The sequence below is a fragment of the Agromyces mariniharenae genome (assembly GCF_008122505.1).
Taxonomy (GTDB): domain Bacteria; phylum Actinomycetota; class Actinomycetes; order Actinomycetales; family Microbacteriaceae; genus Agromyces; species Agromyces mariniharenae.
On record NZ_VSSB01000001.1, the window covers coordinates 1,493,706 to 1,516,400 of the forward strand.

The following is a 22,695-nucleotide window of genomic DNA, read 5'->3' on the forward strand; positions in this document are numbered from 1 at the left end:
TCCACTGTGCGCTCGTCGCAGCCGGGATACAAGGGGTGTGTCGGAAGACGCGCGGGAGCCGCGACCGTCGAGCCGGTGCCCTCGCTAGACCTCGATCGCGCCGCCGCGTTCCGTGAGGTGCCGACGCAGGGTGAGCTCGGGGTCGGCCGCCTGCCGCGCGCGGTAGCCCGCGAAGTCGAGCTGGGCGCGCAGGCTCTCCCCCCGGCGCATCCGATCGGCCTGCGCGGTCTCGGTCCGCTGGATCGCGAGCGCGGTCTCGACCAACGCGTCGACGTGCACGGATGCCACGACGAGCACGCCGTCGTCGTCGGCGAACACGTGGTCGTCCTCCCCCACCGTCACGCCGTCGAGCACCGCGGACGCCATCCGCCGTCCGGCCGGCGGGACCCGACGCGGACCGTACGGGCACGCGCCGAGGCTGAACACGGGAAGCCCGATCTCGCGCAGCTGAGCGGTGTCGCGGTGCAGGCCCCAGATCACCATGCCCGCGAGCCCGGCGCGCTCGGCCTCGAGCACCATGAGGTCGCCGACGCACGCCTCGTCGAGCCGGCCGCCGTTGTCGACGACCATGATCGTGCCGGGCGGTGCGTCGTCGATCGTCTCGAGCAGCACGTCGACGCTGCCGAGGTGCGTCACCGGCCGGGCGGGCCCGGCGATCGGCGCGGTCGGAAGCAGGGAACGGAGCGACACGGGCGCCAGGCGCGCCTCGACGCCGAGGCGGAGGGCGGCGTCGGCGACGGCGGCGGTGGGCGGCACGATCTCGATGGACATGCGGCGATGCTACTGAACGGGTCCGCGGCGGCAAGGTGCGCACCTGCCGAGCTGCGTCGGCTTCCCGCCATCCCCGCCGACACGATTCGCGGCGATCCGTCCAAACTGCAGGAACACTCGGCCGAAGCGCCGAGCGCGGGCTGCCCTCGGACGGCGTGTCGCTCGGAAGTTCCTGCAGCTCGTCGCGTTCGCACCACGAACACGACGGAGAGCCGGGAGTCGAAACCCCGGCCGTCGTGTCGCGAACGACGTGCGGTGCTACCCCTGCGCGTTCGCCGCCGCGAGCAGCTGCTCCACCTGTGTGCAACGACGAGTCCGTAGCATGCAGGTATGGCACGCAGGGGTTCGTACGCGAAGGGCATCGCGAAGCGCGAGGAGATCCTCACCGCGGCGCTCGACGTGATCGCCCGGAACGGCTATCGCCGCACCTCGGTGCGCGAGCTCGCCGACGCGGTGGGCCTCAGCCAGGCCGGGCTCCTGCACTACTTCTCCTCGAAGGAGGAGCTCTTCCAGGAGATCCTCCGCAAGCGCGACGAGGTCGACGCCTCCGCGTTCGAGAGCATGCACGAGTCGCCGATCGAGGGCTTCTTCGCCGTGATCCGGCACAACTCCGAGGTGCCCGGGCTCGTGCAGCTGTACGCGCAGGTGTCCACCGAGGCGGGTGATCCCGACCACCCGGCGCGCGAGTTCTTCATCGAGCGCTACAAGCAGTTCCGGGCGATGTTCTCGCAGCTCATCCGCGACGAGCAGGCTGCGGGCCGCATCGACGCCGACCTCGACGCCGACCGCATCGCCAACCTGTTCCTCGCCGCCGCCGACGGCCTGCAGACCCAGTGGATGCTCGATCCCTCGATCGACATGGCCGACCACGTCGCCTACCTCTGGCAGCTCGTCACGCGGGCCTGAGGAGCACCACGTGACCCAGACCGGCATCGAGGCCCTCGTCGAGGTCGTCACCCGGGCGGGCCGCGTGCGCGGCCGATGGCGGGCGGATGCCGCGGGCCACCGCTCTGCGGCCTTCCTCGGCATCCCGTTCGCCGAGCCGCCCGTCGGCGAGCGCCGCTTCGCGGCGCCGATGCCGAAGGCGCCGTGGGACGGCGTGCTCGACGCCCTCGAGTTCGGCGCGACCGCGCAGCGCGGCGACCCCGGCGTGACGCTCATCCCCGAGCCGTCGGTGCCGGGCGAGTCGACGCTGAACGTGAACGTCTTCACGCCGTCGCCGTCGCCGGCCGAGCCCGGCGATGGGCTCCCGGTGCTCGTCTGGATCCACGGCGGCGGATACTTCGCCGGCTCGCCCGCGAGCACCTGGTACGACGGGTGCGCCTTCAACCGCGACGGCGTCGTCACCGTGACGATCTCCTACCGGCTCGGGTTCGACGGGTTCGGCTGGATCGCCGACGCGCCGATGAACCGTGGCGCGCTCGACTGGCTGCTCGCGCTCGAGTGGGTGCGCGACAACGTCGCGGCGTTCGGCGGCGACCCCGATCGCGTCACGATCGCCGGACAGTCCGCCGGTGGCGGCGCGGTGCTCACGCTGCTCGGGATGCCGCGCGCCCAGGGCCTGTTCCACGGCGTGTACGCGATCTCGGGCGCCACCGCCGACGTCGCGGCCGATCGCGCCGAGCGGATCGGCCGCCGGGTCGCCGAGCTCGGCGGCGTCGAGCCGACGCGCGCCGGCTTCTCGACGCTCGAACCCGACCGGGTCATCGAGCTGCAGCAGCAGGCGACGACGCCCGACGGCGACGGCGCGTCCCAGCTCGGCGCGCTGCTCGAGGACGGACTGGCCCTCGGACCGGCGGTCGACGGCGACCTCATCCCGCGCCCGACGCACGAATCGATCGCCGCCGGCGTCGGCGCGGGCATCCCGCTCGTGCTCGGCGCCACCGACGACGAGTTCACGATGGCGTTCACCCCCGCGAAGCACAAGCTGCGCTGGATCCCGGCGAGCCTGGCGCTGCGCCGCATGGGCATGCCGAAGGCGACGAGGAGGGCGTGGCTCGCCGCGAACCGCGACGTGCGCTCCCGCGGCACGGCGTTCGTGCTCGGGCGCTACGTCACCGACCGCGTGTTCCGCACGACGATCCCCCAGGTCGCCGGACTGCGCGCGGATGCCCCGACCTGGGTCTACCGCTTCGCCTGGCGTTCGCCGGCGTTCGCGGCATCCGTGCACCGCCTCGACGTGCCGTTCTTCTTCGACTGCCTCGACTCGGAGCGCGTCGAGCCGCTCGCCGGCCCCAATCCGCCGCAGGCGCTCGCCGACGCGGTGCATTCCGCGGCCGTCGCGTTCGTCACGCGGGGCGACCCCGGCTGGGCGCGATGGACCGACGCCGCGCGGGTCATCCGCGTGTGGGACGAGCCCAGGATCGTCGACCGGCGCGACGGCTACGCGGAGGTCGCGGCACTCCTCGACGCCTGACCCCCTGAACGGGGTACGTGACCGGCGACGACACGCGGCTGCATGCTTGCGACATGACGAACGTCGGCGAGACATCCGTTCCCACGTCGACCGGCCCCCTGGGCGTGCATCGGGAGCACTCCGCCCTCGTCCTCGAACACCTCGTGACCCACGGCAGCGCCACACGCAGCGAGCTCGCCCATGCGACGGGCCTCGGGCGCGGTGCGATCGCCGGGCTCACTGCGCGACTCATCGAGGCGGGCATCGTGCGTCCGGCCGAGCAGGACCCGACGGGCGACGGTCGCGCGACCCCGCTCTCGCTCGCCGCGGCCGACCACGTCGTCGTGACGACCGTGCTCCGCGTCGACGAGGCGGTGGCGACCGTGGCCAGCCTCTCGGGCGACGAGCTCGCCCGGTTCGACGTCCCGATCGTCGTGGTCGACGACGTCGCCGTCCCCGATGACGCGCCGCCCGCACCCCGTGCGCCCTCGGCGTCGGCACTCGCCCTCGACGCGAACGGCATCGCGCTCGCCCGGGCCCTCGCCTGGGCCGAGCGCGCCGGGCGCCCGATCGCCGACGTCACGGTGCTCGTCGACGGCGCGGTCGCGGGCACCCCGGCGGTGGTCGTGAACGACGGCCGGCTCGGCGCCGAACCCGTCGATGTGCTCGGCGAGCTGCGTGCCCGCGTGCCCGGCCTCAGGCCCGTCGAGTCGGTGCTCCTCCTGCCCCTCACGCTGCAGTCCGCGGCCGTCGCGGCCGCGGTCGCCGAACGCGCCGAGCTGCCCGGCGTCGACGACGTGCTCTTCGTCTCGGGCGACACGGGCGTGACCGCCGCGGTCGTCACCGGCGGGGCGCCGTTGCGCGGCGCACACGGACTCGCCGCGACCTTCGGGCACCTGCCCGTGCTGCAGGACGGCGTGCGCTGCGAGTGCGGCCAGCGCGGATGCCTCGCGACGGTCGCCGCGGCCGACGTCGTGCTGGCGCGCGCGGGCCTCGACCACCTCGCCGCGACGCGCGGGCACACGGCCGCACTCGAGGAGCTCGTCACGCGCATCGCCGCGGCCGAGGATCGGGCGCGCTGGTCGTGGCTCGACGCCGCGCACTGGATCGGCCGCGCGCTGCAGCTGGTCACGCCGACCGTGGATCCCGCCGTGGTCGTGGTCGGCGGCTACTGGGGCCGGCTCGTCGCCGACATCGACACGGCGTACCGCTCGAACCGGCCCACCATCGGCGGCGGCGCGCTCGAGGCGATACCCGCCATCGCGGCGGCGCGGGTCGGCGCGGATGCCGCGCTCGTGGGCGCGCGCTGGCAGGCGCGTGAGCGGCTGCTCGCCGAGCCGCTGCTCCTGGCCGGCTGACGCGGAGCGCGCGTCACGTGCGCGAGCGCCCGGCCGACCCGCTGTTGCTCGCCGGCTGCGGCCGGTGCCCGAACAGCGACCGCAGGCCCCATCCGGTGACGCGCAGGGTCGCCTCGACCACGATCGCCGGGCTCATCTTCGAGCGCCCGTGTCGACGCTCGACGAACGTCACGGGCACCTCGACGACCGTGAGGCCCGCCTCGCGTGCGTGCCAGAGCATGTCGACCTGGAACCCGTAGCCGCGGGTGTGCACGTCCTCCAGGCGGATGCGGCGCAGCGCGTCGGCGCGGAACGCCCGGTACCCGGCCGTGGCGTCGCGCGTGTCGAGCCGCAGCACCATGCGCGCATAGGCGCTCCCCCATCGCGAGAGCAGCTCCCGGTGACGCGGCCAGTTCTCGATGGACCCGCCCGGGATCCAGCGCGAGCCGATCACGAGGTCGGCGCCGCCCGCGGCATCCGTCGGCTCGAGCGCCGCGAGCAACCGGGGCAGTTGCTCTGGCAGGTGCGACCCGTCGGCGTCGAGCTGCACGATCGGGTCGAATCCGCGATCGAGCGCCCAGCCGAACGCTTCGAGGTAGGCCGCGCCCAACCCGTCCTTCGTGCGCCGGTGCAGCACGTGCACGGCGCCGTCGGCGGCGGCGAGCTCGTCGGCCAGCTCGCCCGTTCCGTCGGGCGAGCTGTCGTCGACCACGAGCACGGATGCCTCGGGCACGGCCGCGCGCACGCGGGCGATCGTGTCGGCGAGGCTCTCGCGCTCGTTGTAGGTCGGTATCACGACGAGTGTGCCGGCCATTCGCTCCCTCACCTCGGCGGGCGTGTCCGCGCTATCGTAGCCGCCCGCGGCATCCGCTCGCTGACGGCCCGGTGGCCGGAGGCCCCGGCCGGTGGTCGACGGCGGGCCCGCGCGGTACCATCGGCACGTCGGGGGGACACGCCGACGAGCCCGAGGGGGGCCTCATGAACCGGATGCTCCGTGCTGCCGTGGCGGCAGCGGCCACCGTCCTCGTCGCGAGCGCGCTGGGCGGGTGCGCGTTCCTCACCCCGGCCGAGCAGTTCAGGGACACCACGACCGTCGAGGACGCGATCGCCACCATCCAGATCGCCGACAACCAGGGCAGCGTCACCGTCCGCGGGGTCGAGGGCGCGACGCAGACGACCGTGGCGCGCCAGGTCTCGTACCGCGGCGAGCGGCCCGAGGGAGAGACCCACGCCGTGGAGGGCGACACGCTCGAGCTCCGCGGCTGCGGGCGCCGGTGCTCGGTCGACTACACGATCGACGTGCCCGCGGGCGTCGACGTGCGCGGGCAGACCTCGAACGGGGCGATCAAGCTCAGCGCCGTCGGTGCGGTCGAGGTCGGCACGAGCAACGGCCGCATCGAGTTGGAGGACGTGCAGGGAGCTGTCGACGTCGAGACGTCGAACGGCCGCATCGAGGGCGAAGGACTCAACGGCGACGGCATCCGCGCCGAGACGTCGAACGGCGCCATCGACCTCGAACTCGGCACGCCGCAGGACGTCGAGGCCCGCACCTCGAACGGATCGATCGAGCTCAGCGTGCCCGCCGACAGCTACCGGATCACCACCGAGACGTCGAACGGCGGGACCGACATCGGCGTCGCGAACGATCCCGACGGCCGATTCACGCTCGACCTGCGCACCTCGAACGGGTCGATCACCGTCGAGGAGGACTGACTCCGACCGCTCGGGTCATGCGCCCCGCAGGTCGGCGAGTGCCGCCTCGAGCTGGTCGACCGCCCAGTCGAGGTCGCCGGGCTCCACGACGATGGGCGGCGCGAGCCGGATCGTCGAGCCGTGCGTGTCCTTCGCGAGCACGCCGCGCCGCATCAGCGCCTCGCACGCCTCCCGCCCGGTCGCGACGGCGGGGTCGATGTCGATGCCCGCCCAGAGCCCCGCCCCGCGCAGCGCGACCACGCCGTGCCCGACCAGGCGCTCGAGTCGTGCATGCAGGTGGTCTCCCAGCTCGCGGGCACGCGCCTGCGGCTCGCCCGTCGCGAGCATGCGCACGACCTCGAGGCCGACCGCCGCGGCGAGCGGATTGCCGCCGAAGGTCGAGCCGTGCTGGCCGGGCCGCAGCACGCCCAGCACGTCGCGGTCGCCGACGACGGCCGACACGGGCACGATGCCGCCGCCGAGCGCCTTGCCGAGCAGGTAGAGGTCGGGCACGACGCCGACGAGGTCGCACGCGAACGTGGCGCCGACGCGCCCGAGGCCCGACTGGATCTCGTCGGCGATGAGCAGCACGTCGCGCTCGCGCGTGATGCGCCGCACGTCGGGGAGGAAGTCCGCGGGCGGCACGATGATGCCCGACTCGCCCTGGATCGGCTCGACGAGCACCGCGACGGTGCTGTCGTCGATCGCCGCCTCGATCGCGGCCGCGTCCCCGTAGGGCACCATCCGGAAGCCCGGGGTGTACGGGCCGAAGTCGTCGTGCGCATCGGGGTCATCGCTGAACGAGACGATCGTCGTGGTGCGCCCGTGGAAATTGCCCGCCATCACGATGATGTTCGCGGCATCCGGCGCCACGCCCTTCACGCGGTAGCCCCACGCGCGCGCGACCTTGATCGCCGACTCGACGGCCTCGGCGCCCGTGTTCATGGGCAGCACCATGTCCTTGCCGCAGAGCGCGGCGAGCTCGGTGACGAACGGCCCGAGCCGGTCGTTGTGGAACGCGCGGCTCGTGAGCGTGATGCGGTCGAGCTGTTCGCGCGCCGCGGCGACGAGGCGCGGGTTGCCGTGCCCGAAGTTCACCGCGGAGTAGGCCGCGAGGCAGTCGAGGTACCGCCGGCCCTCGACGTCGGTCACCCAGGCGCCCTCGCCCGCGGCGACGACGACCGGCAGCGGGTGGTAGTTGTGGGCCGCGTGCTCGTCCTCCACGCGGATGGCCGCGGCCGTCCGAGCCGAAGGCTCCCCCCGTAGACGCCCGGCCACACCCGAGCCTTCGGCTCGGACGGCCGCGTCCGCGTCGTCGATCAAGCGGTTGTGAGTGGTGGTCTTCATCGGCGCAGCTCCAGGGTGCAGCACTTGACGCCGCCCCCGCCGAGCAGCAGCTCGGAGAGGTCGACGCCGATCGGGTTGTAGCCGTGCTCGCGCAGCTGCCGCTCGAAGTCGGTGGCGCGCGACGCGATCACGACGTTGTAGCCGTCGCTGTACGAGTTGAGGCCGAGCACCGCGGCATCCGTCTCGTTCACGATGATGGCGTCGGGGAAGCGCTCCTGCAGCACGGCGAGGGATGCCCCGTCGAACGCGCTCGGCAGGTAGGCGATGTGCTCGCGGCCGGGCGTGCCGTCGAGCACGGCGACCGCCGTGTCGAGGTGGTAGAAGCTGGGGTCCACGAGGCGGAGGGTGACGACCTCGCGGCCGAAGATGCGCTCGAGCTCCTGGTGCGACTGCGAGTCGCTGCGGAAGCCCGTGCCGGCGAGAATGACGTCGCCGACGAGGAGGAAGTCGCCCTCGCCCTCGTTCACCTCCTCGGGCTCGCGCACGTCGAAGCCCTGCTCGCGGAACCACTCCATGTACGCGGGTCCCTCGGGCTGGCGCTCGGGGTGGGTGAACTTCGCGCCGTACGCGATGCCGTCGATCACGAACCCGCCGTTCGCGGCGTAGACCATGTCGGGCAGCCCCGCGATCGGGTCGATGAGGTGCACGTCGTAGCCGAGCTCGAGGTACGTGTCGTAGAGTGCCTGCCACTGCGCCAGCGCGACATCGGTGTCGGTCGGCTCGGCGGGGTTCATCCACGGGTTGATCCGGTAGACGACCGTGAAGTGCTCGGGGCGGCACATCAGCACGCTGCGCCCGGTGGGGCGCCGCTCGGGCCGCGCGGCCGCCTGTTCCTCGGTCTCGATCACGGTCGACATCTCACTCCTCAGGGCTCTGCGGATGTCGCGGCGCACCGTTGCGGGGCGACATCAGCACTCTTGTCAATGCCGGCGGACCAGGTCGCTCTTGCGAGCCCCGACGACGATGTTCGGGTTGCACCGCCGTCGGGACGCCTCTCTCAGTGTGACGCCGAAGTCGCCGAAGTTCCGGGCGTCACGCGCAATGTTCCTGCTCGTTCCGAGACGATTCGCCGCTTTCGTGCGTGAATCACGCGACGGATGCCGCGGGCGACGCGTGAGAGCGGTTGCTCACGAGGCGCGAGTGGTGCATCCTGTTGGGCGACCCGGCACCCTCCCGCCGGGCGGACCGATGGAGGCCGCAACTTGGACGATCCCGCCCACGACGAGCGGCTGCGCCAGCTCCAGCGGATCGCGTACGGCGCCGTCGCGAGCAGCACCGAACGCGCCGCGGCCCTGGCCGAGCTCGACGCGATGCGGCGGGATGCGGCGGCCGCGGCGCAGGAGCCCGACGACGCGGCACCCCATCCGACCGGGCCGACGCCCGTGCTGGAGAAGACGCCGACGGGGTCCACGCGAGCCGTGTCCGAGTGGATCGCGGCATCCGATGCGGCATCCGTGCGCAGGTTCCGCTGGGCGGTCGCGGCGGGCACGGCCGCGCTGCTCGTGGGCATCGCGGTCGGGTGGCAGCTCGGCACGCGCACCGCGCCCTCGGAGCCCGCGGCCGGCGGCAATCCCCTCGGTGCCGCCTCGTCGTTCGCGGCGGGCGCGCCCGACGTCATGCTGAAGGTGGTCGACTCCCCCGCCTACGCCGTGTTCGACCGGCCCGCGCAGGCCTCGGACCTCCCCACGACGGCGCAGGCAGACTGGTCCGACGGCTGGATCGACACGTCGACCCTGCGCCTGCTCGCGACCACGGCGGAGGGGGTCGGCGTCTACGGCGCGAAGGCGCTGCCGGGCGGACTCTCGCCCGACATCGGGCCCGACGACGTGTGCATGGTGGTCGTCCGTTCCGGCGGAACGAGCGGGACGTGCACGCAGCAGGGCGTCTTCCGCGACGGGGAGCTCTGGACGGAGTCCTACCTGGAGGGCGACGGCCTCGTGCGCGCCGAATGGCGCGCCGACGGCGCCGTGCTGGTGACCGTGCCGGTCGACTGAGCGGCGCGCGGCGCGCCCAGGCCGGCCGCGGGACCGGGCCCTTGCCGCAGCGCACCCTGCGAGGCATCCTGATCGCATGACCGGTTCGTTCACCGGTCGGATCGACCGAGGCAGTACGGACGGGGCGAGGCCACCGGGCTGGGCGATCGCCGTCCTCCTGGCGGCGCTGCTCATCGGGGCGCTCTGGGGCTGGACGGTGTCGCACTCGACGCCGTCCGAGCCGGATGCCGCCGCCGTCCCGATCGCCGACACCGCCGTGCTCAGCGCCTATGACACGGCGCCCACGCCGGCGGACGTGCCGCGGGACGCGTACCCGCGCGACCCCATCGCGCCGACGGAGTACCGGCTGCTGCGCACGCGCCCCGACGGCGTCGCGCTCTACATCGCACGGCTGCACGGAGGGTCGGCGGTCTGCGCCGTCCTCTCGCGGCCGGGCCGGTTCACCACCTCGAGCTGCACGCACGAGGGGCTGTTCCCGGTGCGGGGGCTCGAAGTCGAGGCATCCGCGCCCGGCGACGGTCTCGTGCGCGGGGTCATCCGCCCCGACGGCAGCGCCGAGCTGTCACCACGGTAGGCCGCGGGCGCCGGTCAGCCGTTCTTCGCGTCGCGCCATGCGAGCCACTCGGGCACTGCCGACAGGTCGTAGTCGGGGCCCGAGACACCCAGGGTGAACAGCCGCACGCCGGCGTCGTACAGCGCCTCGGCGTAGTCGAGGTCGACGTGGCGGCGGGTGAGCTCGTTCGACACCGTGATCTCCGACACGTCGCGGCCGACCTCGTCGCCCCAGCGCTTCAGCACGTCGAGCTTGTGGCCGAGCTGGTCGGGCGAGACGAACGAGTGCCAGATGTCGGCGTGCCGTGCCACGATCTTCAGGGTCTTCTGCTCGCCCTTGCCGCCGATCATCACCGGGATCTTGCGAGTCGGCGCGGGGTTCAGCTTCGCCCAGCGGGCCTCGACCCGAGGCAGGGCCTTGGCGAGTGCGTTCAGGCGCGTGCCCGGCGTACCGAACTCGTAGCCGTACTCGTCGTAGTCGCGCTCGAACCAGCCCGAGCCCGTGCCGAAGATGAACCGGCCGACGCCGTCCTTCGCCGAGATGTGGTCGAGGGTGCGGGCCATGTCGGCCTGCAGGTCGGCGTTGCGGTACGAGTTGCAGCTCACGAGCGTGCCGAACTCCACGCGCTCGGTCTGCTCGGCCCACGCGCCGAGCATGGTCCACGCCTCGAAGTGCAGGCCCTCGCGGTCGCCGGAGAGCGGGAAGAAGTGGTCCCAGTTGAAGACGATGTCGACGCCGAGGTCCTCGAGGCGCAGGACGGTGTCGCGGATGGCGGGATAGTGGGCGTGCTGCGGCTGCACCTGGATTCCGAGGCGCACGCGGGAGTCGTCGGGCATGCCTTCCAGCCTAGGCGCGTTCGGGAAAGCGGATGCCAGGGTGGCCATCGAGCGCAAACGCAGGAAGAACCGATCGACACGCCGTCGAAGCGGCAGGCGGCATCGGCGTGTCGGCCGGTTCTTCCTGCAGACGGATGCCGCGGCAACCCGATTCCTCCTGCAGACGGATGCCGCGGGCACCCGATTCCCCGTGCAGACGGATGCCGCAGCAGGGTGTCGCACCGGCACGCGGATGCCGCGGGCACACCCCGGCCCGCGGCATCCGTCGCCCCCGCTTCCCCCGGGTCTACTCCTTCAGGTCGAGCATCGGCGTCGGACGCCGGAACCCGCGCGTCACGATCGCGAGGAGCACGACGCCGATCGCGAGCCACGAGAGGCCCACGATGAACGTCTCGACCGAGAGGCTCGTCCACAGCCACACCGTGAGCGCGAAGCCGATGAGCGGCAGCACGAGGTTGCGCAGCACCTGGATGCCGGCGCGCTCCCTGCGGTCGACGTAGTAGTGCTTGATGACCGAGAGGTTCACGACCGAGAACGCGACGAGCGCGCCGAAGCTGATCATGCCGGCGAGCAGGCCGAGGTCGATCCAGATCGCGAGCAGCGAGACCACCGAGACGCACAGCACGGCGACGACCGGGGTCTTGAACCGCGCCGAGAGGCGGCCGAAGACCCGCTTCGGCAGCACGCCGTCGCGACCCATCGCGTAGATGATGCGCGACACCGACGCCTGCGAGGTGAGCGCCGAGCCCGCCGCGCCCGCGACGTACGCCGCCGTGAAGAACACCGCGAGGAACTCGCCGCCCGCCGTCTGCATGACGTCGAGCGCGGCCGAGTCCACGTCGGTGAACTCGTTCGACGGGAACACGAGCTGCGCGAGGTACGACAGCCCGATGAAGATCACGCCGGCCGCGATCGTGGTGATCATGATGGCGCGCGGCACCGAGCGGGTCGGCTCCTTCGCCTCCTCTGCGAGCGTCGAGACCGAGTCGAAGCCGAGGAACGACAGGCACAGCACGGCGGCGCCCGCGAACAGCACGCCCGGGCCCTCCACGGATCCGTCGCCGACGAACGGCGCGAGCGGGTCGACCTGCTGCCCCGAGAGCGACGCGAGGCCGAAGACGACGAACGCGCCGATGAACACGGCCTGCACGGCGATGATCACGACGTTCGCCCGCGCCACCGAGACGATGCCGATCACGTTCAGCACGGTGACGATGACGATCGACGCGAGGATGAACACCCACGCGGGCACGGCCGGGAAGGCCGCCTCGAGGTAGATGCCGATCACGAGGTAGTTGATCATCGGCAGGAACAGGTAGTCGAGCATGAGCGACCAGCCGGCGAGGAACCCGACCGCGCCGCCGAAGCTGCGTTGCGTGTAGACGTACGCCGAGCCGGCGTACGGGTAGGCGACCGACATGCGGGCGTAGGAGCGCGCCGTGAACAGCATGGCGACGAGCGTGATGACGTACGAGACGGCGACACGGCCGCCGGTCAGCTCGGTGACGATGCCGTAGGTGGTGAACACCGTGAGCGGCACCATGTAGACGAGTCCGAAGAGCACCAGCGACGGAACGCCGAGGACTCGCTTGAGCTTGGGCGCGGCATCCGTTCCGACGTCGGTGGCGGGGATCGCGGCCTGGGACATGGCGGTGACCTTTCAGGGGGTCGGGAGGCGTTCGCCTCGGTATCGGGGGATCCCCGCGAGCCAGGTCGCGCGCACGGGGAGGTCGGGGAGGTCGGCGGGATCGAGGTCACGCGGATCGGCCGCGAGGTGCACGAGGTCGGCGGCGGCGCCGGGCTCGATGCGGCCCCACGGGGCATCCGTCGCGTCGGCGAACGCCTGGTGGGCGACGGCCGCGCTGTAGGCGTCGAGGGCGAGTGCGACGGGCAGGATCTCCTGCGGCGTCCAGCCGCCGACCGGATCGCCGGCGGGCGTGCGGCGGCTCACGGCGACCGCGATGCCCTCCCGCGGGTCGCCCGACGAGACGGGCCAGTCCGAGCCGAACGCGAGGCGGGCACCCGATGCCTCGATCGAGCGCATGCGGTACTGCTTGTCCGCGCGCTCCGCGCCGAGCCGTGGCACGGTCAGCACGGTCATGAGCGCGTCGAGCTGGGCCCACAGCGGCTGCATGTTCGGGATGATCGCGAGCCGCGCGAACCGGTCGAGGTCGGCGTCGTCGACGAGCTGCGCGTGCGCGATGACGGGGCGGCGGTCGCGCGGGCCGTTCGCCTCGACGGCGTGCTCGATCGCGTCGAGCGCCTGGCGCACGGCCGCGTCGCCGATGGCGTGGATGTGCACCTGGAATCCGGCCGCGTCGACGGCGCGCACGGCCTCGGCGAGGTCCTCGGCACCCCACACCGACATGCCGTGCTTGTGCAGCGACGAGCAGTACGGCTCGAGCAGGGCGCCGGTCTCGTTCTCGACGACGCCGTCGGCGAAGAACTTCACGGTGTTCGCGGTGAGCATGGGCGACGCGGCATCCGTGACCCGGCGGCGCGACTCGACGAACGCGGGCAGCTGGGTCGCGAAGCGGCGCGGGTCGGCGTAGAGCGCGAGGTTGAACCGGATGCGCAGCCGGTCGCGCGCCGCGGCCTCGAGGTAGACGTCGAGCTCGGCGGGCTCGACCCAGGCGTCCTGCACCCAGGTGACACCGCGCGCGAGGTAGTACTCGGCCGCGCGCTCGAGCGCGCGCAGTCGCTCCTCGACGGGGCGCGGCGGGGCGATGTCGGTGACGAGCTCGACGGCGCCCCACTCGCGCAGGGTGCCGAGCGGCGAGCCGTCGGCGCGGCGCGGGATCTCGCCGAGCACGGGGTCGGGTGTGTCGGCGTCGATGCCGGCGAGCTCGAACGCCCGCGAGTTGCACCACACCGTGTGGTAGTCCCAGGCGCGCAGCACGACGGGCCGGTCGGGCACGGCCTCGTCGAGCCAGCGCGCATCGAAGAGCCCGCCGTCGGCGAGGCTGCCGTCGTACGACGCTCCCTGGATCCACGCGACGCCGGGGTGCGCCTCGGCGTAGCGCCGCACCTCGTCGACGATCGCCGGGATCGACGTGCACGAGCGCACGTCGGGGCCCTCGGCCTCGAGCCCGCCGAACAGCGGGTGCGCGTGCCCGTCGCCGAACGCGGGCATGAGGAAGCCGCCGTCGAGGTCGACCCGCTCGAGGTGCTCCCCCGCCGCCTCGGCCTCGGACGCGAGCCGGAGCGCGGCGGCGTCGAGCGCCTCGACGACGCCCTCGCGCGCGAACAGCGCCCCGCTCGTCGCCTGGTCGGCTCCGCGCCAGATCGTGCCACCGTGGAAGAGGGTCGAGGTCACTGCACCGGGTCCTTCGCATCGCCTATACGAACAGTGTTCGTATTCGAGTGAAGGTGACGATACACTCTCGCCTCAAGCGAGGGAAGACCGAGGATGGAAATCGTGACACGCGTCAACCGCGACCAGCTCGTGACCACGGCGCTCGAGCTCATCGACGAGGAGGGCGGCGAGGCGCTCTCCATGCGCGCGCTCGCCAAGCGCGTGAACCGCCAGGTCTCCTCGCTCTACAACCACGTCGAGAGCCGCGGCGACCTCATCGAGGCCGTGCGCGCCCGCATCGTCGAGGAGATCGACACGACGGCCTTCCTGGCCGAGCCGTGGGATGCCGCGCTCGAAGCCTGGGCCCGCTCGTACCTCGCGGCGTTCGCCGCCCACCCGAACGTCATCCTGCTGCTCGCGACGACGCCCATCCGCGACGTGTCCACGCTCGGCATGTACGACCGCGTCGTCGGCGCGCTCGTCGAGGCGGGGTGGCCCGTCGGCGACGCGGTCGCCGTGATGCGCACGGTCGAGGCGCACGTGCTCGGATCGGCCATCGACATCGTCGCGCCCGGCGACCTGCTCGAGCAGGGCTCGGTGCCGCCCGAGCACGCCGCGTTCCGGGCGGCGCTCGATCCGTCGCTCGGCGACGCGTTCGGCGCACGCCGCGCGTTCGAGATCGGCCTCGCGGCGCTGCTCGCCGGGCTCCGGGTGCGGCACGCCGCAGCCGCGGGGCTGAGAGGCTGACCGGGGCGCTCGCGTCCGACCCGCGCCGACACCGCTCGGCAGCCGCTTTCCCACACAGCACGCAGGAATTCGGCGTCAACCCCTGTGTGTGCGCAACGAATCGGCGTACACTCCGAAGCATGGACAACCTCGACCGCGCCATCCTCGACCTGCTCCGACAGAACGCGCGAGCGGGGTACGGCGACATCGGGTCGTCCGTGGGCCTCTCGGCGTCGGCCGTGAAGCGCCGCGTCGACCGCCTCGTCGCCGACGGCGTCATCCGCTCGTTCACGATCCAGGTCGACCCCACCGTCGACGGGATGAGCACCGAGGCCTACGTCGAGCTGTTCTGCCGTGGCACCGTCGCGCCCGACGAGCTGCAGCGCATCCTCCAGGGCGTGCCCGAGGTCGTCTACGCCGGCACCGTCACGGGCAGCGCCGACGCGATCGTGCACATGCGCGCCCGTGACATCACCTCGCTCGAGGACGCGCTCGAACGCGTGCGCATCGCCCCGAACGTCGACCACACGCGCAGCGCGATCGTCCTGTCGCGACTGGTGAACCGCAACCGGGACTGACGGTGACCCGTCCAGGGCCGCAGGGCCGCACGGATGCCGCGGGCGGGTCGATGCGGTTCACGATCCGCCACGACGACGACACGCCGCCGTTCGAGCAGGTGCGCCGCCAGGTCGTGGACGCGGTGGCATCCCGCACCCTCGCCCCAGGCACGCGGATGCCGACCGTGCGCGCCCTGGCGGCCGAGCTCGACCTGGCCGTCAACACCGTCGCGAAGGCGTACCGCGCGCTCGAGGCCGACCATGTCATCGAGACCCGCGGACGCGCCGGCACCTTCGTCGCCGCCACCGGCGACCCCACCACGCAGGAGGCGCAGCTCGCCGCCCTCGCCTACGCCGACCGCGTGCATCACCTCGGCCTCGACCGGGCGACCGCCCTCGCCCTCGTCGAGTCGGCGCTCGACGCCCCCCGCTGACGGTCGAAGGTGCGGGCGCCCGCACTCCTGTTGGCTCGGAACTCTCCTCCGGCATTCGTGACCCGTATCACCGGCGTCGGAGTCGTTCCCCGGGTGGACTCCTGAAAACAAGGACATGCAGCGCACGTTGAAGAGCGTGTCCTTGTTTTCAGGAGTCGTGGCGGGCGGAACCTCGATCGGCTCGGCGAGGAAACGAGTGACCGATCGCGGCACGGTATGGGCGGGCGAACGAACGGCGCGACACGCGGCACGCGCGCGGCGCGGCATCCGCTCAGACGGCCTCGGGGATCGGCTCCTTCGGAAGCTTGCGCACCTTGGCGCGGCGGCGGCGGCGCTCGGGGATCATCGAGCGCATCTCCTCGAGCCTGCCGAAGCAGAGCAGGCGGTCCTCGGCCTCGAGCACGACACCCTTGCGCGGATTCGGGATGACCGTCGTGCCGCGGTGGAGCGTGAGCACGGTGATGTCGCGATCCCAGAGGCCCGACTCGCCGAGCGTCTTGCCGACGAGGTCGGCCGCGCCGTGCACCAGGAGCTCGGCGACGCCGTACCCCGTCGAGACGGTGAGCCGCTGGCGCACGTCGATCTCGGGGAACGCGACCTGGTTCGCGATGTAGTCGATGATCGCGCCGGCCACGTCGAGCTTCGTCGCCGTCTCGATGCCCTGCAGGCCGGGCGACGAGTTGACCTCCATGACGAGCGGGCCGTCGTTGCCCTCGAGCATGTCGACGCCCGCCACCTTGAGGCCCATGATCTGCGCAGAGCGCACGGCGGCCTGCTCGTAGGCGGGCGTGAGCTCCACGGGCTCGACGGTGCCGCCGCGGTGCACGTTCGAGCGGAACTCGTCGCCGCTCGCGACGCGACGCATGGCCGCGACGACGCGGTCGCCGATGACGAGGGCACGGATGTCGCGACCGCGGCTCTCCTTCACGAACCGCTGGATGAGCACGTTCTGCTTCGTCGAGTGCAGGGTCTCGATGATCGCCTCGGCGATCTTCACCTCGGGCGCGAGGATCACGCCGATGCCCTGCGTGCCCTCGAGCAGCTTGATGACGACGGGTGCGCCGCCGACGAGCTCGATCGCCGGACGCACGTCGGCGCGGTTGCGCACGAACGCCGTCGCCGGCATGCCGATGTTGTGGCGGCTCAGGATCTGGTTCGCGCGGAGCTTGTCGCGCGCGTTCGTGATGCCGTTCGCGGTGTTCGGCGTGTAGACGTCCATCTGCTCGAACTGGCGCACGACGGCGGTGCCGAAGTACGTGATCGAGTTGCCGATGCGCGGCAGGATCGCGTCGTAGTCGGACAGCGGACGGCCGCGGTACTGCAGGTCGGGTTCGGTGCCCGAGAGGTCGATCGCGAAGCGCAGCGTGTTGAGCACCTTCACCTCGTGCCCCCGTTGCTGCGCCGCCGCCCGGAGTCGCTGGGTGGAGTACGCCTGCGGGGCGCGCGAGAGGATCGCCAGTTTCATCCTTGAGTCCCTGCGAAGATGTTCGGGTGACAGAGCCCCCCTATTCAACCACCATCGTCGGATGGCGCGAATGGGTGACCCTGCCCGGTGCGGGAGTCCCATGGATCAAGGCGAAGATCGACACCGGCGCCCGTACGTCGTCGCTGCACGCGTTCGAGGTGGAGGAGTTCCGAGCCGAGGACGGCACGGACTCCGTGCGGTTCGGCGTGCGTCCGTGGCAGGACAGCGACGAGGACGCGGTCGTCGTCGAGTTCCCCGTGCACGACCGCCGCACGGTGCGCAGCTCGTCGGGCCACTCCGAGGAACGCATCGTCGTGCTCATGGACGTGACGCTGCACGGACGCACGCAGACCGTCGAGATGACGCTGTCGAACCGCGACGAGATGGGCTTCCGCATGCTCATCGGCCGCGAGGCGCTGCGCGACGGGTTCCTCGTCGCCGCCGGTGAGTCGTTCCTCGGCGGACGCGCCCCACGACGCGTCCGCCGACAGAACCGCGGTCGCTGACCCCCTAGATGACGGCGTCGGTCAGCGTCGTCGGGTTGCCGAACCGGTGGTTCGTGATCGACACGGCCTGCTCGTGCAGGAACGGCAGCAGCTCCACGCGCCCCGAGGGCGTCACGGGGTGCGACCACACCGCGACATCCGGGGTGCCGCCGAGCGCGGCCGCGAGCTCGGACGCGCCGCCGCCGACGAGGCGGACGCGGGTCGAGCCGACGCCCTCCTCGGCGACGCGCGCGAGCCACGCGGCATCCCCCTCGCGGATGACCCGCGTGTCGCGGGCCTCGAGGATCGTGCGCACGCCCTTCGGGAGCTCGAACGCGGTCGACACGGTGAGGTGCGACTTCGCGAGCAGGCCGGCGGCGATGACGCGCAGGCCCTCCGCGAGCGTCGACGCCTCGCCGATGCGCACGGTGACGGGCAGCGCGCGGTAGCGGAACAGGTTCCGCTCGACGCCGACGCCCGAGACGTCCTTGACCGTGCCGTACTCCTCGGCCCAGGCGACCTCGTCGGACAGCGCCGATCGGCGCAGCACCTCGAACGCCTCGTACTCGAGCGCCGGCTGCGACGCCTCGATGAGCTCCGACACGCGCTTCTCGAGCCCGCGCAGGTGGAGGGTGCTCGACACGGGGCCGTGCTGCGGCATCCACTCGCCGAGGCCGAACAGGTAGTTCGGGCCGCCCGCCTTCGCGCCGGCGCCGACGGCCGAGCGCTTCCAGCCGCCGAACGGCTGGCGCTGCACGATGGCGCCCGTGATGCCGCGGTTCACGTAGAGGTTGCCCGCCTCGACGCGGTCGAGCCACTGCGCGACCTCCTCGGAGTCGAGCGAGTGCAGGCCGGCGGTGAGGCCGTAGTCGACGGCGTTCTGCAGGCGGATGGCCTCGTCGAGGTCCTTGGCGTGCATGACGCCGAGCACCGGTCCGAAGAACTCGGTGAGGTGGAAGTACGACCCGGGCGCCACGCCCTCGCGGATGCCGGGCGACCAGAGCCGGCCGGTGCCGTCGAGCTGCTTCGGCTCCACGAGCCACTCCTCGCCGATGCCGAGCTGGGTGAGCGCGTGCAGGAGCTTGCCGTTCGCGGGCTCGATGATCGGGCCCATGACGCTCTGCGGGTGCTCGGGGTACCCGACCCGCAGCGACGTGGCGGCGTCGACGAGCTGGCGGCGGAACCGCTCCGACTTCGCGACCGAGCCGACGAGGATCACGAGCGACGCGGCCGAGCACTTCTGGCCGGCGTGGCCGAAGGCGCTCTTCACGACGTCGGATGCCGCGAGGTCGAGGTCGGCCGACGGCGTCACGATGATCGCGTTCTTGCCGCTCGTCTCCGCCAGCAGCGGCAGGTCGGGGCGGAACGAGCGGAACAGCTGCGCGGTCTCGTACGCGCCCGTCAGGATGACGCGGTCGACGGCGGGGTGCGACACCAGCTGCCGGCCGAGGTCGCGCTCGCCGATGTCGACGAGGGCGAGGAGCTCGCGAGGCACGCCGGCCTCCCAGAGCGCCTCGACCATGACGGCGCCCGAGCGCTGCGCGAGCTTGGCCGGCTTGATGATGACGCCCGAGCCCGCGGCGAGCGCGGCGAGCACCCCGCCGGCGGGAATCGCGACCGGGAAGTTCCACGGCGGCGTCACGACGGTGAGCTTCGGCGGCACGAAGACCGCGCCCTGCACGTGGTCGAGCTCGCGGGCGCGCTCGGCGTAGTAGTGCGCGAAGTCGATGGCCTCGGAGATCTCGGGGTCGGCCTCGGCGATGGTCTTGCCGGTCTCGGCGGCCATGACCTCGATGAGGCGGTCGCGGTTCGCGGCGAGCGCGAGGCCCGCGCGGTGCAGCACGGCGGCGCGCTCGGCGCCGGGGAGCTCGCCCCAGGCGCGTCCGTTCGCGGCCACCGTCGAGATGATCGACTCGAGCGTGGCCGCGTCGGCGACGCGGGCCCGGGCGATGGTCTCGAGGCCCAGGCGCGTCTCGGGCACGCGGGCGAGGATGCGGCGGCCCCACTCGCGGTTCGCGGCGAGGGCGGGGTCGGTGTCGGGCTCGTTGCGGAAGCCGGGGGTCGCGCCGGGGCCGGCCGCGCCGGCCGCGCTCGGAGCGACGAGCTCGCCCTCGATCTCGCCCGTGTCGCCGAACAGGCCGGGCTCGCGGCGCGAGCCGCGGGTGAGCTCGAGCACGGTGCTCGTGAGCGACACGTCGTCCTCGTGCTCGCTGCCCGGGGCCGGGGCGTCGGGCACCGCCACGGCCGCCGCGAGCGACTCCTGCGACCACTCGGAGCGGCGGTTCTGCGTGCGATTCGGCGTGGGGACGCGACCCGAGTCGGCCTCCAGCGCGGCGAGCGACCGCTCGTACCGGACGCGCTCGCGCTCGAAGAGGCCCTGGTCGCTGTCCAGCTCGAACACGGCCGACATGAAGTTGTCCTGGCTCGCGTTCTCCTCGAGCCGGCGGATCAGGTAGGCGATCGCCACGTCGAACTCGGTCGGGTTCACGACGGGCGTGTAGAGCAGCAGGTTGCCGACGTCGCGGCGCACCGCCTCGGCCTGACCGGTGGCCATGCCGAGGAGCATCTCGAACTCGACGCGCGACTCGACGCCGCGCTGGCGCGCGATGAGCCAGGCGTGCGCGACGTCGAACAGGTTGTGACCGGCGACACCGAGCTTCACGGCGTCGGCGCGTTCGGGCGTCATCGACCAGTGCAGCACGCGCTTGTAGTTGGTGTCGGAGTCCTGCTTGGTGCCGTAGGTCGCGACCGGCCAGCCGTGGATCGCGGCGTCGACGTGCTCCATGGCGAGGTTCGCGCCCTTCACCACGCGCACCTTGATGGGCGCGCCGCCCGCCTGGCGTCGCGCGATCGCCCATGCGGTGAGCTCCTGCATCGCGCCGAGCGCGTCGGGCAGGTAGGTCTGCAGCACGATGCCGGCCTCGAGTCCGCGCAGCTGCGGCTGGTCGAGCAGCGTCGTGAACACCGCGATGGTGAGGTCGAGGTCGCGGTACTCCTCCATGTCGAGGTTGATGAACTTCGGCGTCGGGCTCTTCGCCGCGAGCTCGTAGAGCGGCGTGAGCTTCGAGACGACCTTCGCGACGGCCTCGTCGAACGACCACATCGAGAGCTGGCTCACGACGCTCGACACCTTGATCGAGACGTAGTCGACGTCGTCGCGCGCGAGGAACTCGTAGGTGCCGCGCAGCCGCCGGTCGGCCTCGTCCTCGCCGAGCACGGCCTCGCCGAGCAGGTTGAGGTTGAGGCGGTTGCCCGACTCGCGCAGCATCGCGATCGACGGGCCGAGCTTCGCCGGGGTGGCGTCGAGCACGAGGTGTCCGACCATCCGGCGCAGCACGCGGCGCGCGATGGGGATCACCACCCACGGGAGCACCGGTGCCACGACCCCTCCGACGCGGATGGCCGCGCGCAGGTACCAGGGCAGGAACTTCGGGGTGAGCTTCGCGACCTGCTCGAGGTTGCGGCCGGCGACGCCGAGGTCTTCGGGGCGCATCACGCCGTCGACGAAGCCGACGGTGAAGGCGAGCCCGTTCGGGTCCTTCAGCACCCCGGCGAGGCGCTCGGCGGCGGGGTCAGCGGGGTGCTCGGCGCTCTCGGCGAGCCAGCGGCGCACCAGTGCGACGACGTGGTCGGTGGCCGGCGCGAGTTCCGTGGCGGCGTTGGTCATGGTCACGAGGCTAGTCTCCGTTGCTCAGGGTGCGCCGAGGGTTCACGCACCTTGCCTCCTCCCAGTGTGCGCGGCGACATCCGTTCGGTACAGCGAATGAATCCGACGCATACTGTTCGGTAGAGCCGAATGGTTCATGGATGCCGGGAGGACGCGATGCTCGACGTGCGACGCCTGCGCCTGCTGGTCGAGCTCAGCCGGCGCGGCACGCTGGCCGCGGTCGCCGACGCGCTGTCGTACAGCCCCTCGTCGGTCTCGCAGCAGCTCAGCCTGCTCGAGCGGGAGGCCGGGGTGCCGCTCCTGGTACAGGTGGGCCGGCGCGTGCAGCTCACGCCGCAGGCGCTCGTGCTCGTCGAGCACGGCAAGGCGGTGCTCGACCGGCTCGAGGAGGCGGAAGCCGACGTCGCGCGTTCGCTCACGTCGGTGGGCGGCACCGTGCGCATCGCGGTGTTCCAGTCGGCCGCGCACGCGGTGATGCCGCAGGCGCTCACGCTGCTCGCGGCCGGACATCCCGACCTGCGCGTCGAGGTCACCGAGCGCGAGCCCGAGGCCGGCCTGTTCGAGGTGGCGGCACGCGACTTCGACCTCGTCGTGGCCGAGCAGTATCCGGGACACGCGCGGCCGCGGCATCCCGAGCTCGATCGCGTGCCGCTCGCCTCGGATGCGATCCGGCTCGCGGTGCCCCCGCATCCGAGGGCCGAGGGGCGCCCGGCGGAGCCGGACGCGTCCCGGAACCCCGAGCCCGACCTCTCGGCGACCGCCGACCGCCCGTGGGTGATGGAGCCCGCCGGCACCGCATCGCGGGTGTGGGCCGAGCAGCTGTGCCGAGCCGCGGGATTCGAGCCCGACGTGCGCTTCGAGACCGCCGACCTCATGGCGCACATCCGGCTCATCCGCTCGGGGAACGCCGTGGGACTGCTGCCCGACCTCGTGTGGGCCGGCGAGCGGCCGAGCGTGCTGCTCGCGCCGCTGCCCGGCGATCCCCACCGCGAGGTGTTCTCCTCGGCCCGCCACGCGGCGGCCGGGCGTCCCGCCGTGGTCGCCGTGCGCGACGCGCTCGCGCGTGCCGCCGCCCGCACCGGTCCGCCCCGGAATGGGGACGTCGCCGTTGCGGACGACACGTGACGTCGAGCCCCTGCGG

The 22,695-nt window shown here is 72.6% G+C and carries 20 protein-coding genes; 11 read left to right on the top strand and 9 right to left on the bottom strand.

Annotated elements, in window-relative coordinates; all coding sequences use genetic code 11:
* Positions 1–84: 84 nt before the first annotated feature.
* Positions 85–771, bottom strand: a complete 687-nt coding sequence (locus FYC51_RS06795) for an RraA family protein (protein ID WP_148732852.1) — start codon at positions 769–771, stop codon at positions 85–87.
* A 330-nt stretch (positions 772–1,101) separates the two neighbouring features.
* On the opposite strand from FYC51_RS06795, the gene FYC51_RS06800 reads away from it, so the two are divergent.
* From FYC51_RS06800 to FYC51_RS06810, 3 genes are read left to right on the top strand one after another with little or no spacing between them, the layout of a single operon-like run.
* Complete coding sequence (locus tag FYC51_RS06800; RefSeq protein ID WP_187432522.1) at positions 1,102–1,677, top strand: TetR/AcrR family transcriptional regulator; 576 nt, start codon at positions 1,102–1,104, stop codon at positions 1,675–1,677.
* A 10-nt stretch (positions 1,678–1,687) separates the two neighbouring features.
* Positions 1,688–3,187: a carboxylesterase/lipase family protein gene (locus FYC51_RS06805; RefSeq protein ID WP_148732853.1), complete on the top strand. Its 1,500-nt coding sequence runs from the start codon at positions 1,688–1,690 to the stop codon at positions 3,185–3,187.
* 53 nt (positions 3,188–3,240) lie between these two features.
* Positions 3,241–4,524 carry an ROK family transcriptional regulator gene (locus FYC51_RS06810; RefSeq protein ID WP_148732854.1) on the top strand — a complete coding sequence of 428 codons (1,284 nt, stop codon included), beginning with the start codon at positions 3,241–3,243 and terminating at the stop codon, positions 4,522–4,524.
* Positions 4,525–4,537: 13 nt separating this feature from the next.
* On the opposite strand, the gene FYC51_RS06815 is transcribed toward FYC51_RS06810, so the two are convergent.
* Entirely contained in the window at positions 4,538–5,317 is a 780-nt protein-coding gene (locus FYC51_RS06815; RefSeq protein ID WP_148732855.1) for a polyprenol monophosphomannose synthase, read from the bottom strand.
* Positions 5,318–5,481: 164 nt separating this feature from the next.
* Here FYC51_RS06815 and FYC51_RS06820 point away from each other — a divergent pair, with 164 nt between their 5' ends.
* Positions 5,482–6,216 (top strand): DUF4097 family beta strand repeat-containing protein, encoded by a 735-nt coding sequence (locus tag FYC51_RS06820; RefSeq protein WP_148732856.1) that lies wholly within the window; start codon positions 5,482–5,484, stop codon positions 6,214–6,216.
* Between the two features lie 15 nt (positions 6,217–6,231).
* On the opposite strand, the gene rocD is transcribed toward FYC51_RS06820, so the two are convergent.
* Both rocD and ddaH read right to left on the bottom strand, forming a co-directional pair.
* On the bottom strand, positions 6,232–7,542 hold the full coding sequence (gene rocD, locus FYC51_RS06825) for an ornithine--oxo-acid transaminase (protein WP_148732857.1): 1,311 nt from the start codon (positions 7,540–7,542) through the stop codon (positions 6,232–6,234).
* Positions 7,539–8,399 carry a dimethylargininase gene (gene ddaH, locus FYC51_RS06830; protein ID WP_148732858.1) on the bottom strand — a complete coding sequence of 287 codons (861 nt, stop codon included), beginning with the start codon at positions 8,397–8,399 and terminating at the stop codon, positions 7,539–7,541. The genes rocD and ddaH overlap by 4 nt, the downstream gene beginning before the upstream one ends.
* Positions 8,400–8,744: 345 nt before the next feature.
* Between ddaH and FYC51_RS06835 the strand changes: the two genes are divergently transcribed.
* Positions 8,745–9,536 (top strand): hypothetical protein, encoded by a 792-nt coding sequence (locus FYC51_RS06835; protein ID WP_148732859.1) that lies wholly within the window; start codon positions 8,745–8,747, stop codon positions 9,534–9,536.
* A gap of 76 nt (positions 9,537–9,612) precedes the next feature.
* Entirely contained in the window at positions 9,613–10,110 is a 498-nt protein-coding gene (locus tag FYC51_RS06840) for a hypothetical protein (protein WP_148732860.1), read from the top strand.
* Positions 10,111–10,124: 14 nt separating this feature from the next.
* Here the strand turns inward: FYC51_RS06840 and FYC51_RS06845 are convergent, their stop codons facing one another.
* The 3 genes from FYC51_RS06845 to FYC51_RS06855 all read right to left on the bottom strand — a co-directional run bounded on the left by FYC51_RS06845 (position 10,125) and on the right by FYC51_RS06855 (position 14,241).
* Complete coding sequence (locus tag FYC51_RS06845; RefSeq protein ID WP_148732861.1) at positions 10,125–10,925, bottom strand: LLM class F420-dependent oxidoreductase; 801 nt, start codon at positions 10,923–10,925, stop codon at positions 10,125–10,127.
* A gap of 286 nt (positions 10,926–11,211) precedes the next feature.
* Entirely contained in the window at positions 11,212–12,573 is a 1,362-nt protein-coding gene (locus FYC51_RS06850; protein ID WP_148732862.1) for an APC family permease, read from the bottom strand.
* A 12-nt stretch (positions 12,574–12,585) separates the two neighbouring features.
* Positions 12,586–14,241, bottom strand: coding sequence for an amidohydrolase (locus FYC51_RS06855; protein WP_148732863.1), 1,656 nt, complete (start codon positions 14,239–14,241; stop codon positions 12,586–12,588).
* 93 nt (positions 14,242–14,334) lie between these two features.
* Between FYC51_RS06855 and FYC51_RS06860 the strand changes: the two genes are divergently transcribed.
* The 3 genes from FYC51_RS06860 to FYC51_RS06870 all read left to right on the top strand — a co-directional run bounded on the left by FYC51_RS06860 (position 14,335) and on the right by FYC51_RS06870 (position 15,937).
* Positions 14,335–14,967: a TetR/AcrR family transcriptional regulator C-terminal domain-containing protein gene (locus tag FYC51_RS06860; protein WP_148732864.1), complete on the top strand. Its 633-nt coding sequence runs from the start codon at positions 14,335–14,337 to the stop codon at positions 14,965–14,967.
* Between the two features lie 119 nt (positions 14,968–15,086).
* Positions 15,087–15,524 carry an Lrp/AsnC family transcriptional regulator gene (locus FYC51_RS06865; protein ID WP_148732865.1) on the top strand — a complete coding sequence of 146 codons (438 nt, stop codon included), beginning with the start codon at positions 15,087–15,089 and terminating at the stop codon, positions 15,522–15,524.
* A gap of 2 nt (positions 15,525–15,526) precedes the next feature.
* Positions 15,527–15,937 carry a GntR family transcriptional regulator gene (locus FYC51_RS06870; RefSeq protein WP_338014680.1) on the top strand — a complete coding sequence of 137 codons (411 nt, stop codon included), beginning with the start codon at positions 15,527–15,529 and terminating at the stop codon, positions 15,935–15,937.
* Positions 15,938–16,208: 271 nt separating this feature from the next.
* Here FYC51_RS06870 and FYC51_RS06875 read toward each other — a convergent pair whose 3' ends face one another.
* A complete protein-coding gene (locus FYC51_RS06875) occupies positions 16,209–17,402 on the bottom strand; it encodes a RimK family alpha-L-glutamate ligase (RefSeq protein WP_148732866.1) in 1,194 nt (397 codons plus the stop codon).
* Between the two features lie 26 nt (positions 17,403–17,428).
* Here FYC51_RS06875 and FYC51_RS06880 point away from each other — a divergent pair, with 26 nt between their 5' ends.
* Entirely contained in the window at positions 17,429–17,908 is a 480-nt protein-coding gene (locus tag FYC51_RS06880) for an ATP-dependent zinc protease family protein (RefSeq protein WP_148732867.1), read from the top strand.
* Between the two features lie 4 nt (positions 17,909–17,912).
* Here FYC51_RS06880 and FYC51_RS06885 read toward each other — a convergent pair whose 3' ends face one another.
* Positions 17,913–21,554, bottom strand: a complete 3,642-nt coding sequence (locus FYC51_RS06885) for a proline dehydrogenase family protein (protein WP_148732868.1) — start codon at positions 21,552–21,554, stop codon at positions 17,913–17,915.
* Positions 21,555–21,710: 156 nt separating this feature from the next.
* Between FYC51_RS06885 and FYC51_RS06890 the strand changes: the two genes are divergently transcribed.
* Positions 21,711–22,679, top strand: a complete 969-nt coding sequence (locus tag FYC51_RS06890) for a LysR family transcriptional regulator (protein ID WP_148732869.1) — start codon at positions 21,711–21,713, stop codon at positions 22,677–22,679.
* Positions 22,680–22,695 lie beyond the last annotated feature (16 nt).

Coding starts and splice junctions, on each gene's coding strand:
- FYC51_RS06795 (WP_148732852.1), bottom strand. CDS start 771: ATGTCCATCGAGATCGTGCCGCCCACCGCCGCCGTCGCCGACGCCGCC.
- FYC51_RS06860 (WP_148732864.1), top strand. CDS start 14,335: ATGGAAATCGTGACACGCGTCAACCGCGACCAGCTCGTGACCACGGCG.
- FYC51_RS06890 (WP_148732869.1), top strand. CDS start 21,711: ATGCTCGACGTGCGACGCCTGCGCCTGCTGGTCGAGCTCAGCCGGCGC.
- FYC51_RS06800 (WP_187432522.1), top strand. CDS start 1,102: ATGGCACGCAGGGGTTCGTACGCGAAGGGCATCGCGAAGCGCGAGGAG.
- FYC51_RS06875 (WP_148732866.1), bottom strand. CDS start 17,402: ATGAAACTGGCGATCCTCTCGCGCGCCCCGCAGGCGTACTCCACCCAG.
- FYC51_RS06845 (WP_148732861.1), bottom strand. CDS start 10,925: ATGCCCGACGACTCCCGCGTGCGCCTCGGAATCCAGGTGCAGCCGCAG.
- rocD (WP_148732857.1), bottom strand. CDS start 7,542: ATGAAGACCACCACTCACAACCGCTTGATCGACGACGCGGACGCGGCC.
- FYC51_RS06820 (WP_148732856.1), top strand. CDS start 5,482: ATGAACCGGATGCTCCGTGCTGCCGTGGCGGCAGCGGCCACCGTCCTC.
- FYC51_RS06810 (WP_148732854.1), top strand. CDS start 3,241: ATGACGAACGTCGGCGAGACATCCGTTCCCACGTCGACCGGCCCCCTG.
- ddaH (WP_148732858.1), bottom strand. CDS start 8,399: ATGTCGACCGTGATCGAGACCGAGGAACAGGCGGCCGCGCGGCCCGAG.
- FYC51_RS06865 (WP_148732865.1), top strand. CDS start 15,087: ATGGACAACCTCGACCGCGCCATCCTCGACCTGCTCCGACAGAACGCG.
- FYC51_RS06850 (WP_148732862.1), bottom strand. CDS start 12,573: ATGTCCCAGGCCGCGATCCCCGCCACCGACGTCGGAACGGATGCCGCG.
- FYC51_RS06840 (WP_148732860.1), top strand. CDS start 9,613: ATGACCGGTTCGTTCACCGGTCGGATCGACCGAGGCAGTACGGACGGG.
- FYC51_RS06815 (WP_148732855.1), bottom strand. CDS start 5,317: ATGGCCGGCACACTCGTCGTGATACCGACCTACAACGAGCGCGAGAGC.
- FYC51_RS06885 (WP_148732868.1), bottom strand. CDS start 21,554: ATGACCAACGCCGCCACGGAACTCGCGCCGGCCACCGACCACGTCGTC.